We start from the raw sequence: 16,011 nt of genomic DNA, 5'->3' as shown, positions 1-16,011 counted from the left end.
CCGGGATGGCGGCGGCCTCGTCCGCTCGCGACGGCCAACTCAGCCGGCCATGGGCACCGCCGCATTGCCGAAGAACGCCTGCACGTCCGCCAGTTCGCGCGTGCGCGGCATCGGCGGCAGGCTGGCGAGGAACAGGCGGCCGTAGCCCTTGGTGGTCAGGCGCGGGTCGCACAGCACCAGCACGCCGCGGTCGTGCACGTCGCGGATCAGGCGGCCGGCACCCTGCTTGAGCGCGATGGCGGCGGCGGGCACCTGCCAACCCATGAAGGGGTTGATGCCCGATTGCTCCAGCGCATCCAGGCGCGCCTGCAGCACCGGGTCGTCGGGTGCGGCGAAAGGCAGCTTGTCGATCACCACCACGCTCAACGCCTCGCCGGCCACGTCGACGCCTTCCCAGAAACTGGCCGCGCCGAGCAACACGCCGTGGCCGCTGGCGCGGAAGTCTTCCAGCAACTGGTGGCGTGGCGCGCTGCCCTGCACGAACAGCGGCCAGGGCACGCGGTCGGCCAGCAGCTCGGCGGCGCGGCGCAGCGCGCGGTGCGAGGTGAACAGCAGGAAGGCGCGGCCGTGCGAGGCTTCCAGCACCGGTAACGCGGCATCTATAACGCGCTCGGTATGGTCGCGCGCGTTGGGATCGGGCAGCCCGGGAGGCAGGTAGCACAGCGCCTGGGTGGCGTAGTCGAACGGGCTGTCCAGGTTGAGCGTCTGCGGGTCTTCGAGGCCGAGCTGGCGGGCGAAGTGGTCGAAGCTGCCGGCGACCGAGAGCGTCGCCGAGGTGTGGATCCATGCCGCCTGGGTGCGCTCGCGCATGGCGCGAAGTGGCGCCGCGAGGTCCAGCGGCGTGGCGTGCAGCGCGAAGCCGCGGGGAAACAATTCGTACCAGCGCACGTCCTGTTCGCCGCCGCCTTCGACGATGCGGTCGAGCCGTTCGGTCCATACCGCCGCGCGCTCGTGCGCGTTGGCCAGGCCGCGCGAGCGTTCGGCCTGCGAGGCCAGCAGGTCGGTGAAGGCAGCGAGCAGCTCGCCCAGGTCCTGCAGGCCGTCATGCACGGCGGCCAGCGCGTCCAGTTGCTGGAACGGGCCACGCGTCGGCAGGGTGTCCATCGCCAGGCGCAGGCGCCGCAGCGCCCCCTGCAACGCTTCGGCCGGTTCCAGCAGCAGGCCGATGGCGCCGGTGACGCCGTTGCACTCGCGCAGCGCGTCGGCGGCAAGGTCGGCGAGTTGGCGCGCGCTCACGCTCTGCGAAAAGAACTGGCCGGCGAGTTCCGGCACCTGGTGCGCCTCGTCGAGGATGAACGCGCTGGCGCCGGGCAGGATCTCGCCGAAGCCTTCCTGCTTGAGCGCCAGGTCGGCGAACAGCAGGTGGTGGTTGACTACCACCAGGTCGGCCTCCTGCGCTTCGCGGCGGGCTTTGACCACGTGGCAGTCGTCGAAGAACGGGCACTCGACGCCCACGCAGTTCTCCGGCGTGGAGGTGACGCGCGGCCACAGCGGCGACTCCTCCGGCACCTCGGCCAGTTCCATGCGGTCGCCGGCGCGGGTGCGCGCCGACCAGGCGCGGATGGCGGCCAGCTGCGAAGCTTCCGTGCGCTCGAAGGTGCTGCCCTCGCGCACGGTCTGGTCCAACCGGTACAGGCACAGGTAGTTGGCGCGACCCTTGAGCAGCGCGGCCTTGCCCCGCGTGCCGAGCACGGCACGTACCTTCGGCAGGTCGCGGAAGTAGAGCTGGTCCTGCAGCGCCTTGGTGCCGGTGGAGACGATCACCCGCTCGCCCGAGAGCAAGGCGGGGACGAGGTAGGCGTAGGTCTTGCCCGTGCCGGTGCCGGCCTCGGCGACGAGCGTGTCACGGTTCGTGATCGCGTCCGCGACCGAGCGCGCCATCGCCTGCTGAGCCAGGCGCGGGGCGAAGTTGGGCAGCTCGCGGGCAAACGGGCCGTCGGCGCCCAGCAGTGCGCCGATGTCGTGGGGATCGGTCATCGCGCAAGTATCGCCGAGGCGGCGCGCACGCGCACTGGCGAGCAGGCCCATGCCGGCGCACCATGGTTGCATTCCGCATCTGCGATCCGGGGAACGCCATGGGTGAGGAAAAAGCGACCGCGCACCGGCTGGCCGGCTACTCCGACGCGGTGTTCGCGGTGATCGTGACGATCATGGTGCTGGAGCTGAAGGCGCCGGACGTGGCGGCGTTCTCGGCGCTGCTGCCGCTATGGCCGACCGCCGCCAGCTACGTGCTGAGCTACCTCTTCATTGCCGTGATCTGGATCAACCACCATCACCTGATGCGCCTGGCCGGGCCGCCGACGCTCGGCTTCATGTGGACGAATTTCCTGCACCTGTTCCTTGTGTCGCTACTGCCCTTCGCCACTTCATGGGTCGCCCGGACCGGGCTCGCATCGGCACCGGTCGTTTTCTATGCAGGGCTCTTCGTTTGTATCGACATCGCCTACAACCTTTTCGAGTGGCAGGTGCTTGCCGGGGGAGAACACGTGGGCGAACGCACGCGCCGCCTGGCCCGGCGGCGATCACTTGCGGTGCTGGCGATCTTCGCGACGGCCGGACTGGTGGCAATGACCGCCCCGCGGGTCGGCTTGGGCCTGGTATGCGCGGGGTTGATTCTTCACCTGCGGCCGGATGTGGCTGGCTGACCCGTTCCACCGCGCCCGCATCGCCAGGTTGCCCAGGGCGGCCGCCGTTGCGACGCGTGCACGCGGGATTGGCCTCCATCCACCGGGTGTATCACCATCATTCCCGTCCAACCACAGGAGCAGACCATGAGCGTCGAAATCCGCATGCTGGTGTGGAGCGTGATTCTGGGGCTGGTGCAGATCCTCGCCGCCGCCGCGGCGGGAATGGGACAGCGCGGCTCGGCCTGGGCGGCCAGTTCGCGCGACGAACCGCCGCCGGCGCTGACCGGCGTGGCCGGGCGGCTGGACCGCGCGCGTGCCAATTTCCTGGAGACCTTCGCCTTCTTCGCAGCGTTGGTGCTCGCGCTGGTGGCAGCGGCACGGCAGGACGCGACCAGCGCGTTGGGTGCGCAGCTGTATTTCTGGGGGCGGCTGGTCTACGTGCCGATCTATGCCGCGGGGATTCCGTACCTGCGCACGCTGGTGTGGGCGGTGAGCATCGCCGGGCTGGTGTTGTTGCTGGTGGCGCTGTTCTGAAGTGAGGCAGGCCGAGGGCGCAGTGAACTGATTTTCGTTCGGCTGCAGTGGTCGCGAAGATACGGATCGTGGCTGTGGGAACGAAGTGGAGTAAGGCGCGCGAGCCGCCGCTCAGTACCGCGGCACGCCTTCCTTGTGGCAAGCCTGCACACCCTTGCGGGCGGCGGCGGCGCCAGCTTCGTCACCGGCCTGCAGGCGCATTTCAACCACCGTCTGCCAATTGCGCGCGCACAGCGGCCCCAGTTGCGGGCCGAGTGACCAGGACTGGCGCGCGAGGCGTTCGGCGGTGGCGTAGTCGTGCTGGCGCACGGCGACTTCGGCGCGGTCCTGCAGCAGTTCCGGCGACTCGGGGCTGAGCTTGAGTGCCTGGTCGAGCTTGGCGGCCGCATCGGTATAACGCCCGGCGCGCTCGTCGGCCTGGGCGGCCTCCTGCCACGCGCTGATGCCCGGGTCACGCAGCGGCGCCACGTCGATCACCGACTGCTCGCGTGCGCCGGCGGCGCGGATCGCAGCGACCATGTCATGGGCAGGGCGAACCGGCCTTTGCTCCTGCGGTGGTGCGGTGAAGCAGCCGGCGAGCAGCAGCGTGGCGAGAGCGGGAGTGGCAAGGCGGAAGCGTCGAACGGCAAGCATCGAAAGGTCTCAGGCGGAAAAACTTCAGGGTTGCGTGGTGGTGGTGGCAGGTGCGGGCGCACTGCCGCCGAACATGTCACCGATGCGCTGCCAGAAGCAGCCCTCGGTATCCGCCGGGAGCGAACCGGCGACCACCGGGAACTGCCGCGCGCCCTCGCAGTGCGGCTGGGTGGGCTTGCCGTCGGCCGGGTTGATCCAGGCCATTTCCAGGCCTTCGCCGGGTGCCGCGGAGAGCGACCGCGTGGGCAGGTGGCGGAACAGGTCCTGCCAGGCGCGCAGGCCGCCGGTGGCGCCGAACAGCCCGGTCGGCTTGTTGTCGTCGCGGCCCATCCAGAACACCGCCAGGCGGTCAGCGGTGAAACCGGCGAACCAGCTGTCGCGCATGTCGTTGCTGGTGCCGGTCTTGCCGGCGGCGTTGAGCCACGCCAGCGAGGAATCGCCCAGGCTGTGCGCGGTGCCGTATTCGGCCACCTGCTGCATCGCCCAGGTGATCAGCCGCACCGCTTGCTGGTACTCGCCCTTGCCCCCCTCGACCTCGTAGCGCTTGACGGTGTGGCCGCTGCCATCGACCACGCCGCGCACCGCCAGCAGCGGCAGCGCGTGGCCGTCCGCGGCGAGGTATTCGTACAGCTGCGCCACCTGGAACGGCGACATGTCGACCGCGCCGATCAGCATCGAGGGACTCGGATTGATGTCGGTGAAGCCGAAAGATTCGAGGAATGCCTTGACGCGCTGTACGCCGATGGCCAGCCCGAGATGGATCGTGGCCAGGTTCCACGAGTGCGCCAGCGCGTCGACCATCGGCACGAAGCCGTGCGACTGGTTGTCGTCGTTCTGCGGCATCCAGGTCTTGCCATTGGGCTGGCGCAGCATGATCGGCGAATCGTCCAGCGGCGTGGCCAGGTTCCAGTGCGCCGGATCGGTCAGCGCCACCAGGTAGACGAACGGCTTGACCAGCGAACCCATCGGCCGGCGCGCATCCAGTGCGCGGTTGAAGCCGGTGTCGCCCGGCGCCTTGCTGCCGACCACCGCCAGCACGCTGCCGGTGTGGGTGTCGGTCACCACGCCGGCCGCCTGCACCTTGTCGCCACGCTTGCCCATGCCCTTGAGCGAATGGGCGACCGCCTGCTCGGCATAGAGCTGCGCCGCCGGATCGAGCGTGGTGAAGATCGACAGCTTGCCATTGCGCAACGTCTCGTCGTCGAAGTCGTTGGTGATCTGCGCGCGCACCAGCTGCATGAAGGCAGGGAAGCGGTTGTGCGGCAATTGCGCGCTGGAGGCGATGTCCAGCGGCGCGGCCTGCGCGGCGTTGACCTGGTTGGCGTCCAGCAGGCCGGTGTCGTAGAACTCCTTCAGCACCAGGTTGCGGCGTTCCAGCGCGCGCGCAGGGTACCGGCGCGGGTCGTAGTAGCTCGGCCCCTTGACCATGCCGACCAGCAACGCGATCTCCTGCGGCCGCAGGTCTTCCATCCGGCGACCGAAATAGAACTCGGCGCCCGCGGCGAAACCGTGCACCGCCTGGCTGCCTTGCTGGCCGAGGAAGACCTCGTTGATGTAGGCCTCCAGGATGCGGTCTTTCGAGTAGTGCGCCTCGATCAGCAGCGAGAGCAGCGCCTCGTTGAACTTGCGCACCAGGTTCTGGCTGCGGTCCAGGAACAGGTTGCGCACCAGCTGCTGGGTCAGCGTCGAGCCGCCCTGCACGGTGTGGCCCGCGCGCAGGTTGGCGAAGGCGGCACGCAGGATGGCCGAGAAATCCAGCCCGATGTGGTGCTTGAAGTCGCGGTCTTCGACCGCCTGCAGGCCTTTGACCAGCAGCGGCGGCACGTCGGCCAGGCGCACGATGCGGCGCTCTTCCTGCTGCGCGCCGTACACGGTGGCGATGCGCGCGGGGTCGAGGTGGGCGAGCTTGATCGGCGCGCCGCTGGCTGCGTCGTCCAGCGATTCCACCTGGCCATGCCCGAGCGCCACGCGGATGCGCTTGGGCAGCTCGCCACCATCCGGGCCGGCGTAGCCGCGCGAGGAGATCACGTAGCGGCTGCCGTTGCGCGTCCAGCTGCCCGGTACCTTGCCGCTGGCGTCGTGGGTGTAGCCGGCGAAGGTCAGTTCCAGCTCCAGCGCGGACGGCGACATCGGCACGCCCTGCGCCAGTTCCAGCGGCCGCGCGTACACGCGCGTAGGCACGGCGAAGACCAGGTCGTTGAAGCGGTCCTGCACGCGCTTGTTGAGGATCAGCGTGTATGGCAACAGGAAACCCAGGCCCAGGCCCAGCACCACCCAGAACGGGATGCGCAGCCAGCGCCAGGCGTGGCGCGCCAACGCGCCCATGCGGGAGATCATTGCCAAGGTCGGGAACCTGGATCCAAGGTGGACTCCGATGATAGGGCGTGCCACCCGGCGCGCATCTGAACGCGGGCCTGCCTTCGAGGCGCGGGGCTGGCCGGTGCATGGCGATACCGGGGCAACCGCCCTCTGTCCCGGCCGCGCGGTTTTCCCTCGGCAAGAAGGATCAGGAACGCCAGCAACCCGCATCCGGCCGGAACGGACGCGGATGCACGCCGAGCAGGCGCTCGACTTCGCCGTTGTCGGCTACCAGGTCGGCCTCCAGCCGTGTCAGCGGTCCGCGCAGGCGCGGCACTGCGTGGCGCACCATGCGCAGCAGCCACGCGGGCAGCGGCACCGGCAGCGTGGCGACCGGCAAACTGCGGCGGACGCGGGCGAACATCTCGGCCGAGCGCAGCCGCTCGCCGCCGCCGAGCATCAGCACGCGATCGGCGGGATGGTCGATCGCCGCCACCGCGGCCAGCGCGATGTCGTCGGCATGCACCGGTTGGCGCAGGCCACGACCGGCGGGAAGCGGGAAAAGGCGCGCGCGCATGGCACGGTGGGCCAGCGGGGTAAGGCTCTTGTCGCGTGCGGCGCCATAGATCAGCGTGGGACGCAGCACGGTCCAGCCGCAACCCAGCGTCGCGCAGGCTGCGGCCAGTTCCGTCTCGCCCTGCTTCAGCTGCCGCGCGATCTCGCGCTCGGCGGGTACCTGCGACGCGGCCTTGCTCTGCGCGCTCATCGAACTGGTCGCAACGATCCGCGGCGCATTCGGCGGCGCCGCGGCGGCAAGCCACCGCGCGAACGGCAGCAGTGGCCCGAAACTGATGATGGCGGCGGCGGGCGGCAACCCCGGCACCAGGTCGGGCAGGCTGCCTTCGAACCATTGCACGCCATCGCGATCGCCTCCGGCATGCGGCCGCCGGCTCACCGCGATCACCGGCTCGCCGCGCGCCCGCAGCCGCGGCAGCAGGAAATGGCCGATCTGGCCGCTGGCCCCGAACACCACGACAGTCATGCGGAACCGCTCAGTGACCCGACTGCAGGCGCAGCGAAAGCTCGGTCACGCGCGGCTGGTAGGGCGCGAGCTTGCGCGCCTGCGCGATCGATTGCGCGGCATTGGCGCGGTCACCGCGGTTGAGCTGCTGCTCGGCCTGGTCGAGCCAGGCGTCGACCAGCCGCCCGCGCAGCACACTGGCATTGGAGTCGCCGGGCGAGAGGTCACCCAGCGCCCCGAGCAACTCACCGGCCTTGTCCAGCTGGCTGCCGGACAGCGCCTGGTTGAACTGCTGCACCACCAGGCTGGGCAGGTCTTCCAGGCCCTGCAGCGCGGCCTGGTTGTTGCCGTCGATGGCCAGTGCGTTGCGATAAAGGTCGTAGGCGCTCTCGCCTGGCGGCAACATGATCTGCCCTTGCGAGGCGGCGCTGCGGGCCCGGCGCACCAGCTCGGCAACCTGCTCGATCTGGTCGGCGGTCAGTTGCGGCGGAGGCGGCGGGGGCGGCTCGGCCTGCGCCGGCGCTTGCGCCGGAGGGGCCTGGGTCGGTGCCGCCACGGTCGGCGCAGGCTGCGCGTGGGAAGGCTGGATCTGCGCCATCTTGGTGCGTAGCCGTGCACGCGCGGCGGCGAGGTCGGCCGACTTGGGCGCCAACGCTTCGGCCTGGTCGAGCAGGCCGGAGGCCTGTTCCGTGTCGTCGGCGTCGAGCGCCGCATTGGCCTGCACCACCAGCGCCTGCGCGACCTGGCCCAGGCCGGCACGCGCCTGTGGATTTTCCGGATCGAGCTTCAGCGCGGCCTGGAAGTGCGCCAGCGCGGTGTCGCCGCCGGCGCCGCTGATGCGACCATCTCGCAGCGCCTGCTGGCCCTGCGAGATGGCCTCCAGCAGTGCCCCGTCGTCTTTGTGCTGCGCCTGCGCGAGCGCGGCGCGCAGCGCCGGCAGGTCGCCGTAGCTCGGCAGCAGCGCGGCCAACTGGTCGATGGTGGTGGAGGCCGCGGTCGCGTCGTCGTGGGCAAGCGCGGCGCGCGCCTGGTTGGCGAGGGCGCCACCGACCTGGTCCAGCCCGTGCTTGGCGACGGCGTTGTCCGGATCGGCGGCGAGCATGCGCTGGTACAACGCCCCGGCGCCGTCCTTGCCGGTGAGCTGGCCGGCGGCGAGCGCCTGCCGCGCCTGTTCCACCAGCCCGTCGGCGGGTTCGGCGGCGCCGCGCGTCTGCTCGATCATGCGGCCGAGCCGGTCGACGTCGGTGCCGCCGCCGAGCAGTTCGCGGGCAACGGCGAGCTCGCGCTGCGCCTCGTCCAGGCGTCCGCCGCGGTAGGCCGCGTCGGCGCGCGATAGCTCTGCCATGCCGACCTGATGCAGGCCGTCGCGGGCGCGGTCGTTGTCCGGCTCGAGCGCGCGCGCGGCCTGGTACAGCTCGCGCGCACTGGTGCCGTCGGTACCGTCCAGGCGGCCGTCCTGCAGCGCCTTGTCGGCTCGGCTCAGCACGTCATTGAGTTCGGTGCGCGGGACCATGTCGCGCAGGCTGTTCTGGTACTGGTGGAGCATCCATGCACCACCGGCGAGGACCAGCACCAGCATCAGCACCAGCAGGTGCCAGCTGCGCACGCGCAGACGGCGATGGCGCCCCGGCGGCGCACGCCGCGGCGTCTCGAAGTCGATGCGCGGCAGGCGGTCGTCCGGGTCGTCCACGCGAGGCGGTCGCGGTGCATCCAGGTTGCCCAGATCGCCCAGCGTGGGTTCGGCGCGCCCGTCCCGTGCGTTTTGGTCTCTGCGTCCGCTCATGGTCCAAGGCTGTCCTGGCAACGCATCCAGCTTAGCATCGCCCACTTCATCCGCCGGCCGGTGAAGTCCGCGCATTCAGGTTGCGCTGACGCGCCGGGCCTCGACGACATTGGGCAATGCGAGCAGCTTGCCCAACAGGCCGGAAAGCTGCTCGAAGTCGCGCACGCGCAGGGTGAAGCGCATTTCCACCTCGCCGGTGCGGCCATCCACGCGGCTGGCGGAGGCGACGATCGGTGTGCCCACGTTGCTGATCAGGTTGGTGACGTCCTTCTGCAGGCCCTTGCGGTCGTAACCGCGCAGTTCGATGTCGACCTGGTAGGACTGCACCGCGGCCCTGCCCCACTCCACTTCGATGACCCGGTCCGGATCGCGCCGCGCCAGCCGCGCCAGGCTGGCGCAGTCGGCGCGGTGCACCGATACGCCGCGGCCCTTGGTGATGAAGCCGCGTACCGGATCGCCCGGCAGCGGCTGGCAGCAGCGGGCCAGCACCGTAAGCAAATTGCCGACGCCCTCGATGCGCAGGGCGCCATGATCGGGCGCGACGTGGCGCGCCACCGGCGGCGCCGGCGGCGGCGCCGGCTCGACCGGCTGCGCAGCCTCCTGCAGCACGCGCGCGATCTGGCCGCCACTGACTTCGCCCAGCGCGAGCGCGACCAGCAGTTCGTCGTGCGTCTTCACGTGGAAATGCGCAGGCAGCTTCGTCAGGTCGGCCGCGGGCAGCGCCAGGCGCCTGAGTTCGCGCTCGAGCAGCGCGCGGCCCGCAGCCAGGTTGGCGTCGTGGGCGATGCGCCGGAACCAGCCGCGCGCCTTCTCGCGCGCACGGCTGGTGTTTAGGTAGCCATGGTGCGGCGACAGCCAGTCACGGCTGGGCTCGGCGTTCTTGGCGGTGATGATCTCCACGCGGTCGCCGCTGCGCGGCTGGTGCGTCAGCGGCACGATGCGGCCGTTGACCTTGGCGCCGCGGCAGCGGTGGCCTACCTCGGTGTGCACGTAATAGGCAAAATCCAGCACCGTCGCGCCGTGCGGCAGGTCGAACACTTCGCCCTTGGGCGTGAGCAGGTAGACGCGGTCTTCCAGCAGCTCTGTGCGCAGTTCCGCCGCCACGTCCTCGTCCGCGCGTGGTTCGAGCAGCTTGCGCATCCAGGCGATCTTGGCCTCGAACTCGGCGTCGGCTCCGCCGCCTTCCTTGTAGCGCCAGTGCGCGGCCACGCCCAGTTCGTTGTCGCGGTGCATGGCGTGGGTACGGATCTGCACCTCCAGCGTCTTGCCTTGCGGCCCGATCACCGCGGTGTGCAGCGACCGGTAGCCATTGCCCTTCGGGCGCGCCAGGTAGTCGTCGAACTCGCGCGGCAGGTGTTGCCACTGTGCGTGCACCACCCCCAGCGCGGCGTAGCAGTCGGCCACGCTGTCGACCAGGATGCGGACCGCTCGGATGTCGTACAGGTCGGTGAATTCCAGGCCCTTGCGCTGCATCTTCTTCCAGATGGAATAGATGTGCTTGGGGCGGCCGGCCAGGTCGGCCTTGATGCCGGCTGCTTCTAGTGCCGTGCCGAGCTCGGCAAGCACCTGGGCGATGAAGGCTTCGCGGTCGGCGCGGCGTTCGTCGAGCAGGCGCGCGATGCGCTTGTACGTATCCGGCTCGAGGTAACGGAAGGACAGGTCCTCCAGCTCCCACTTCAGCTGCCAGATACCCAGCCGGTTGGCCAACGGCGCGTGGATGTCGCGGGTGAGCCGGGCCAGCGCGGTGCGTTCGGCCTCCGGCAGCGCCGCCGCGCCGCGCATCTTCGCCAGCTGCCGCGCCAGCAGCACGAACACCACGCGCAGGTCGCGGATGATCGCCAGCAGCAGTCGGCGCAGGCCCTCGGAGGTGCCGGTCTCGCGCTGCGCGTGCAGCGCCCAGACCTTCTGCGCGGCGAGCTGGCCTTCGACTAGTCGCTGCGTCTCCGGCGGCAGCGCGCTGGCGTGCCCGGTCCATGCCTGCGGATCGCGCTGGGCCAGCTCGAACCACACGGCCGCGGCCTGGGTCTTCGCGTCGCAGCCGAGCATCGCGAGCAGCTCCAGCGTGTCCGCACACTCGCTTTCGTTCGCCGGCGCGCCGGCGGCCAGCGCGGCGGCCAGCGGCGGCGAGGCAGCCGCGCGCGCCCGCCATGCGGCGAGGCGCGTCGATGCGGGATGGGCGGGTTGGGACATGGGAGACGACATTCTAGAAGAACGCATGCAGGGAGGCTTCAGCCCGCCATCGCCGCACCCGGCAGCCGGCCGTGCGCCGAAGCCCGCCCACGCCCGCCTACGGGCTCACGACAGCGCGTCGAGCGCCCGCGCCAGGCGCTTGGCAGAGACCGGCTCGGCGGTTTTCAGTTCCTGCGCGAACAGTGATACGCGCCATTCCTCGATCAACCAGCGCAGTTCGTCCAGCACCCCGACGTCGGTGGCCCGGTGGCGCAGGTACTCGCGCCAGTAGGGAAGCACCTGCAGCATGCGCTGCTGGTCCTTCGCCGGATCCTGGCGCAGGCGTTCGGCGCGCAGGCGCATGGCCTTGAGGTAGCGCGGGTAGTGGGCCAGGCGGGCGGTTGGCAGTTCGCGCGCGAAGCCGGGCGCAAGCAGCGCGTCGAGCTGCTCACGCAGATCGTCGTAGCTGGCGCGGGCAAAACCGACCAGCGGCGGTTCCAGCCAGGGCTTGAGCTCCGCCTGCGCCTCGATGACCGGCTCGACCAGCTTCAGGCGCTCGACCGCGGCGCCGAACAGCTCGCGCGCGAGCGTCACGCGCAACGCCTCGAATTCCGCCGCAGTGCGCGCATCGAGTGCGTGCGCGGCCAGCAGATCGGCGAAGCCGCCTTCGACCAGGTCCTCGCGCAGCGAATCGACGCTGCCCAGCGGCGCGTACTTGAGCGACAGCGCGTTGGCGATCGGCAGCCGCCGGCGGGCCTGCTTCATTTCGCTGGCCAGGGCGTTGCGCAGCAGCCGCTCGACCCCCTTCAGGTGCGCCGCGCGCGCCTCGTCGCTGCGCTCGAACACCCGCAGCGCCACGGTCTGGCCCAGGTCCACCAGCGCCGGAAAGGCTGTCAGGCCGCCCTCGGAGCGAACCTGCGCCGGGATTTCCTCGAAATCCCAGCGGGTGACGTCCTCCCGGGTCAGCTCCACGTCGGTCTTGCGCGAGAAGGCCTCGCGCGCCTGGCCTTCCCACTGGCCTCGCAGGACGGCGAGATCGCGGCCGGTGGCCAGCGTCCTGCCGCGCTCGTCGTGCAGGCGGAAGCGCATGCTGAGGTGCGCGGGCAGTGCGGCCGCAGCGAATTCGGCCGGCGGTGCCTCGGCGCCGGTGGTGCGCCTGAGGAACCCGGCCAGGGCCTCGGCCAGCGGCTGGTCGCGCGGCGCCTCGGCCTCGACGAAGGCGCGTGCGAAATCGGGCGCGGGCACGAAATTGCGTCGCAGCGCCTTGGGCAGCCCGCGGATCAGCTCGGCCACCTTGTCGGCGAGCAGGCCGGGCACCAGCCACTCGCAGCGGCCGGCCGGCAGCGCGTTGAGCATCGCCAGCGGCAGCTGCAAGGTGACTCCATCGGCTTCGTCACCGGGGACAAAACGGTATTCGAGCTTGTAGCGCTGGGGCGGACCGCCGGCAGGTCCGGATATCTCGAGCATGGCGGGGAACGCCTTCGGATCCAGGCCGGCGCCACCGGCCATCACCTCGTCCAGCGACCAGCGCAGGGCCGCCTGCTCGACCGGACGCGCGCGGCTGTACCAGGCATCCAGGGCACGCGTACTGGCGATGTCCCCGGGTAGCTTGCCCTCGAAGAATGCCGCCAGGTCCTCCTCGCTGCGGACCAGGCCTTCGCGGCGCTGCTTGGCTTCGACCTCGTGCGCCTGCGCCAGCACGCGCTGGTTGGCGCGCACGAAATCGGCGCGGGCATCGAGCGCGCCACGCGCCAGCGCCTCGCGCAGGAAGATCGCGTGGGCCAGCGCCGGGTCCTGCCTCTGGAAGGTGACCGGACGGCGCTCGACCAGCGTGAGGCCAAACAGGCTGACCTGCTCGTAGGCGACCACCGTGCCGCGCTTGCTCGACCAGTGCGCGTCGCGGCAGCTCGCCTTCACCAGGTGCGCGGCCTGCTGTTCGATCCAGGCCGGCTCGACGCGGGCGCAGCTCATGCCCCACACGCGGCCGCCGACGTCCAGAATCTGCGCGGCGAAGATCCAGGCCGGCGGCGTCTTCGCCAGTGCCGAGCCCGGGAAGACCTGGAAGCGGCGCTCGCGGGTGGAGCGGTAGACGCCCTTGTCGTCCTTGTGGCCGACCTGGGTCGGCAGGCCGGCGAGTAGCGCGCGGTGGATCGCTTCGTATTGTTCCGGGCTTGCCTCCGCCTCGCTCCCCCTCCCCTCCGGGATGAAGGGTCGGGGCCCGCCGGAAGCTTTCCTGGAGCGGCGAGGGGGTGACGCTTCGCTGCGCGAAGCGCGCCCACCCGCCCCGTGGGGACTCTGCCGCGAGCGTGCCCCCTCGCTCCGGTCTTCTCCCCCGGGGGGAGAGGGAGCAGGCTTTGCGCTGGCGTCCAGCTTCCACCCCAACTCCGCCACCACCAACAGCAACTGCCGGTGCAGCTCGCGCCACTCGCGCATGCGCAGGAAGGACAGGAAATGCCGCCCGCACCAGTCGCGCAGCTTCGACTGGGTCAGCTCCTCGTGCGCCTTGGTGTATTCGCGCCAGAGATTGAGCACGCCGACGAAATCCGACTTCGGATCGGCGAACGCCGCATGCGCGGCATCGGCCTGCTGCCGTGCATCGGCGGGCCGCTCGCGCGGGTCCTGGATGGACAGGAACGCCACGATCACCAGCAGCTCGCGCAAGGCCTGGCGCTCGTGCGCCTCCACCAGCATGCGCGCCAGCTGCACGTCGATCGGCAGCCGCGCCAGCTGGCGGCCAATCGGGGTGAGGTGACGACGCTCGTCGATCGCGGAGATCTCCGCCAGGCGACGGTAGCCATCGGCCACCATGCGCGGGTCGGGCGCTTCGAGGAACGGGAAATCCTCCACCTCGCCGAGCTTCAGCGAGAGCATCCGCAGGATCACGTTGGCGAGCGACGAGCGCAGCAGCTCCGGATCGGTGTAGCGCGGGCGGCTGTCGAAATCCGCCTCATCGTAGAGGCGGTAGCAGATGCCCGGCCCGATGCGGCCGCAACGGCCCTTGCGCTGGTCGGCCGCGGCCCGCGAGATGGATTCGACATGCAGGCGCTCGAGCTGGCTGCGCTGGCTATAGCGCATCACCCGCGCACTGCCGGTGTCGACCACGTAACGGATGCGCGGCACGGTGAGCGAGGTCTCGGCCACGTTGGTGGCCAGCACGATGCGCCGCTTCGGGCCGGGCTTGAACACGCGGTCCTGATCGGCCGCCGACAGGCGTGCGTACAGCGGCAGCACCTCGGTCTCGCGGTACTGGCGACGCGAGAGCAGCAGGTGCGCGTCGCGGATCTCGCGCTCGCCGGGCAGGAACACCAGTACGTCGCCGGGGCCGCCGCCGAGGCTGCGGTCGGACATGATCTCGTCGACCACCAGGCCGAGGTGTTCCGCGCTGCCCTGCTGCACCCGTTCGGATGCACCGCGCACTTGCGGTCCGCGGTCGCGCGCCGGCTGCACCGCGGCCGTTTCCGCGGGACGCCAGCGCACCTCGACCGGATAGGCACGGCCTTCCACCGACACCACCGGCGCGTCGTCGAAGTGCTCGGCGAAGCGCGCCGTGTCGATCGTGGCCGAGGTCACGATGATCTTCAGCTCCGGCCGCTTCGCGGCCAGCCGCTTGAGGTAGCCGAGCAGGAAGTCGATGTTGAGGCTGCGCTCGTGCGCCTCGTCGATGATCACCGTGTCGTAGCTGGACAGCCACGGATCGCCCTGCGTCTCGGCCAGCAGGATGCCGTCGGTCATGAACTTGACCAGCGTGCGCTCGGACACCTGGTCGGTGAAGCGCACCTGGAAACCGACCTGCTCGCCCAGCGGCGTGCCCAGCTCCTCGGCCACGCGCCGCGCCACCGAGCGCGCGGCCAGCCGGCGCGGCTGCGTGCAACCGATCATGCCCGCCTCGCCGCGACCGGCGGCCAGGCACAGCTTGGGCAGCTGGGTGGTCTTGCCCGAACCGGTTTCGCCGGCGATCACCACCACCTGGTGCTTGCGGATCAGCTCGACGATTTCGTCGGCACGCGCCGTGATCGGCAGCGACTCGTCCAGCCGGATAGCCGGCTTGGCCGCGGCGCGTGCCTGCCGCCTCGCCGCCGAGGCGGCGACGTCGGCCGCCAGCGCATCGAGCTTGCGCGCGTCCGGTTGGCGCGAAAGCCCGCGCCAGCGGCCCAGCAGGCGGCCGAAGTCGCGGCTGCTCACGCCCGCAAGCGCATCGCGCAGGGTACGCAGGGGCTCTTGCGGGGGCGTCGTGGAGGAGGTGTCGTTCATGGGGCCGCACATGATAGCCGCAGGCTATGGGCTCCATCGGAACGATTCATTTCACGCCGGGCGCTCCGGCCGGTACCTTGGATCGGCACCCACAAGGAGGAACTTCCATGACGAACATCGGTATTGCTCCGCAAGCGCGACAGACCATCGCCAGTCAGCTGTCCAAGCTGCTCGCCGACACCTACTCGCTGTACCTGAAGACCCACAGCTTCCATTGGAACGTCACCGGCCCGCAGTTCAACAGCCTGCACGCCATGTTCGAGACCCAGTACAACGAACTGTGGCTGGCCGCCGACGAGATCGCCGAGCGCATCCGCACCCTGGACGTGCCCGCGCCTGGCTCTTACAGCCAGTTCGCCAAGCTCACCTCGATCAAGGAAGAGCCGGGCGTGCCGGAATGGAAGGAGATGGTCGGCCAACTGGTCGAGGGCCATGAAATCGCCGCCCACACCGCGCGCGGCACCATCAAGGTGGCCCAGGACGGTGGCGACGAAGGCACCGCCGACATGCTCACCGGGCGGCTGAAGGAGCATGAGAAGACGGCCTGGATGCTGCGTTCGCTGCTCAAGTGACCCCATGGCCAAAGGGCGCAGGGTGCCTTCCCTGCGCCCTCGGCTCCCGCGAAGGCCCGCCGCCGTCGCTACGGCTGACCTCGCGCTGACCACCCCTCGCGGCCTTTATTGAGCCATCTCACC

Annotated in this window: 10 protein-coding genes; 3 read left to right on the top strand and 7 right to left on the bottom strand. The window is 70.5% G+C overall.

The features are described from left to right. Window positions 1-39: 39 nt before the first annotated feature. Complete coding sequence (yoaA, locus tag BMZ38_RS15820; protein ID WP_091340031.1) at window positions 40-1,977, bottom strand: DNA repair helicase YoaA; 1,938 nt, start codon at window positions 1,975-1,977, stop codon at window positions 40-42. A gap of 98 nt (window positions 1,978-2,075) precedes the next feature. Here yoaA and BMZ38_RS15815 point away from each other — a divergent pair, with 98 nt between their 5' ends. Continuing rightward, window positions 2,076-2,645: a TMEM175 family protein gene (locus BMZ38_RS15815; RefSeq protein ID WP_091340030.1), complete on the top strand. Its 570-nt coding sequence runs from the start codon at window positions 2,076-2,078 to the stop codon at window positions 2,643-2,645. 126 nt (window positions 2,646-2,771) lie between these two features. Continuing rightward, window positions 2,772-3,161: an MAPEG family protein gene (locus BMZ38_RS15810; protein WP_091339961.1), complete on the top strand. Its 390-nt coding sequence runs from the start codon at window positions 2,772-2,774 to the stop codon at window positions 3,159-3,161. A gap of 111 nt (window positions 3,162-3,272) precedes the next feature. Here the strand turns inward: BMZ38_RS15810 and BMZ38_RS15805 are convergent, their stop codons facing one another. The 6 genes from BMZ38_RS15805 to hrpA form a co-directional block, all read right to left on the bottom strand. Beyond that, the gene (locus tag BMZ38_RS15805; RefSeq protein ID WP_091339958.1) at window positions 3,273-3,794 is read right to left on the bottom strand and encodes a tetratricopeptide repeat protein; all 522 of its coding nucleotides are present in this window, start codon (window positions 3,792-3,794) and stop codon (window positions 3,273-3,275) included. A gap of 24 nt (window positions 3,795-3,818) precedes the next feature. Continuing rightward, a complete protein-coding gene (mrcB, locus tag BMZ38_RS15800; protein ID WP_425431893.1) occupies window positions 3,819-6,131 on the bottom strand; it encodes a penicillin-binding protein 1B in 2,313 nt (770 codons plus the stop codon). A 169-nt stretch (window positions 6,132-6,300) separates the two neighbouring features. Further along, window positions 6,301-7,134 carry an SDR family oxidoreductase gene (locus tag BMZ38_RS15795; protein WP_091339954.1) on the bottom strand — a complete coding sequence of 278 codons (834 nt, stop codon included), beginning with the start codon at window positions 7,132-7,134 and terminating at the stop codon, window positions 6,301-6,303. 10 nt (window positions 7,135-7,144) lie between these two features. Further along, the gene (locus tag BMZ38_RS15790) at window positions 7,145-8,896 is read right to left on the bottom strand and encodes a tetratricopeptide repeat protein (protein WP_091339951.1); all 1,752 of its coding nucleotides are present in this window, start codon (window positions 8,894-8,896) and stop codon (window positions 7,145-7,147) included. 75 nt (window positions 8,897-8,971) lie between these two features. After that, window positions 8,972-11,086, bottom strand: coding sequence for a RelA/SpoT family protein (locus BMZ38_RS15785; RefSeq protein WP_091339948.1), 2,115 nt, complete (start codon window positions 11,084-11,086; stop codon window positions 8,972-8,974). Between the two features lie 105 nt (window positions 11,087-11,191). Next, window positions 11,192-15,316, bottom strand: a complete 4,125-nt coding sequence (gene hrpA / locus BMZ38_RS15780) for an ATP-dependent RNA helicase HrpA (protein ID WP_091339945.1) — start codon at window positions 15,314-15,316, stop codon at window positions 11,192-11,194. A gap of 107 nt (window positions 15,317-15,423) precedes the next feature. Between hrpA and BMZ38_RS15775 the strand changes: the two genes are divergently transcribed. Then, window positions 15,424-15,888: a Dps family protein gene (locus BMZ38_RS15775; RefSeq protein WP_091339943.1), complete on the top strand. Its 465-nt coding sequence runs from the start codon at window positions 15,424-15,426 to the stop codon at window positions 15,886-15,888. The last annotated feature ends 123 nt before the right edge of the window (window positions 15,889-16,011 follow it).

The organism is Frateuria terrea, assembly GCF_900115705.1.
Taxonomy (GTDB): Bacteria; Pseudomonadota; Gammaproteobacteria; order Xanthomonadales; family Rhodanobacteraceae; genus Frateuria_A; species Frateuria_A terrea.
The sequence above is the reverse complement of the archived record's forward strand: the minus strand, read 5'-3'. Positions and strand labels throughout refer to the sequence as shown.

What these genes read in the sequence shown, in the direction of transcription:
- BMZ38_RS15775 (WP_091339943.1), top strand. Translation starts at nt 15,424, where the DNA reads ATGACGAACATCGGTATTGCTCCGCAAGCGCGACAGACCATCGCCAGT.
- mrcB (WP_425431893.1), bottom strand. Translation starts at nt 6,131, where the DNA reads ATGATCTCCCGCATGGGCGCGTTGGCGCGCCACGCCTGGCGCTGGCTG.
- yoaA (WP_091340031.1), bottom strand. Translation starts at nt 1,977, where the DNA reads ATGACCGATCCCCACGACATCGGCGCACTGCTGGGCGCCGACGGCCCG.
- BMZ38_RS15795 (WP_091339954.1), bottom strand. Translation starts at nt 7,134, where the DNA reads ATGACTGTCGTGGTGTTCGGGGCCAGCGGCCAGATCGGCCATTTCCTG.
- BMZ38_RS15790 (WP_091339951.1), bottom strand. Translation starts at nt 8,896, where the DNA reads ATGAGCGGACGCAGAGACCAAAACGCACGGGACGGGCGCGCCGAACCC.
- BMZ38_RS15785 (WP_091339948.1), bottom strand. Translation starts at nt 11,086, where the DNA reads ATGTCCCAACCCGCCCATCCCGCATCGACGCGCCTCGCCGCATGGCGG.
- BMZ38_RS15815 (WP_091340030.1), top strand. Translation starts at nt 2,076, where the DNA reads ATGGGTGAGGAAAAAGCGACCGCGCACCGGCTGGCCGGCTACTCCGAC.
- hrpA (WP_091339945.1), bottom strand. Translation starts at nt 15,316, where the DNA reads ATGAACGACACCTCCTCCACGACGCCCCCGCAAGAGCCCCTGCGTACC.
- BMZ38_RS15805 (WP_091339958.1), bottom strand. Translation starts at nt 3,794, where the DNA reads ATGCTTGCCGTTCGACGCTTCCGCCTTGCCACTCCCGCTCTCGCCACG.
- BMZ38_RS15810 (WP_091339961.1), top strand. Translation starts at nt 2,772, where the DNA reads ATGAGCGTCGAAATCCGCATGCTGGTGTGGAGCGTGATTCTGGGGCTG.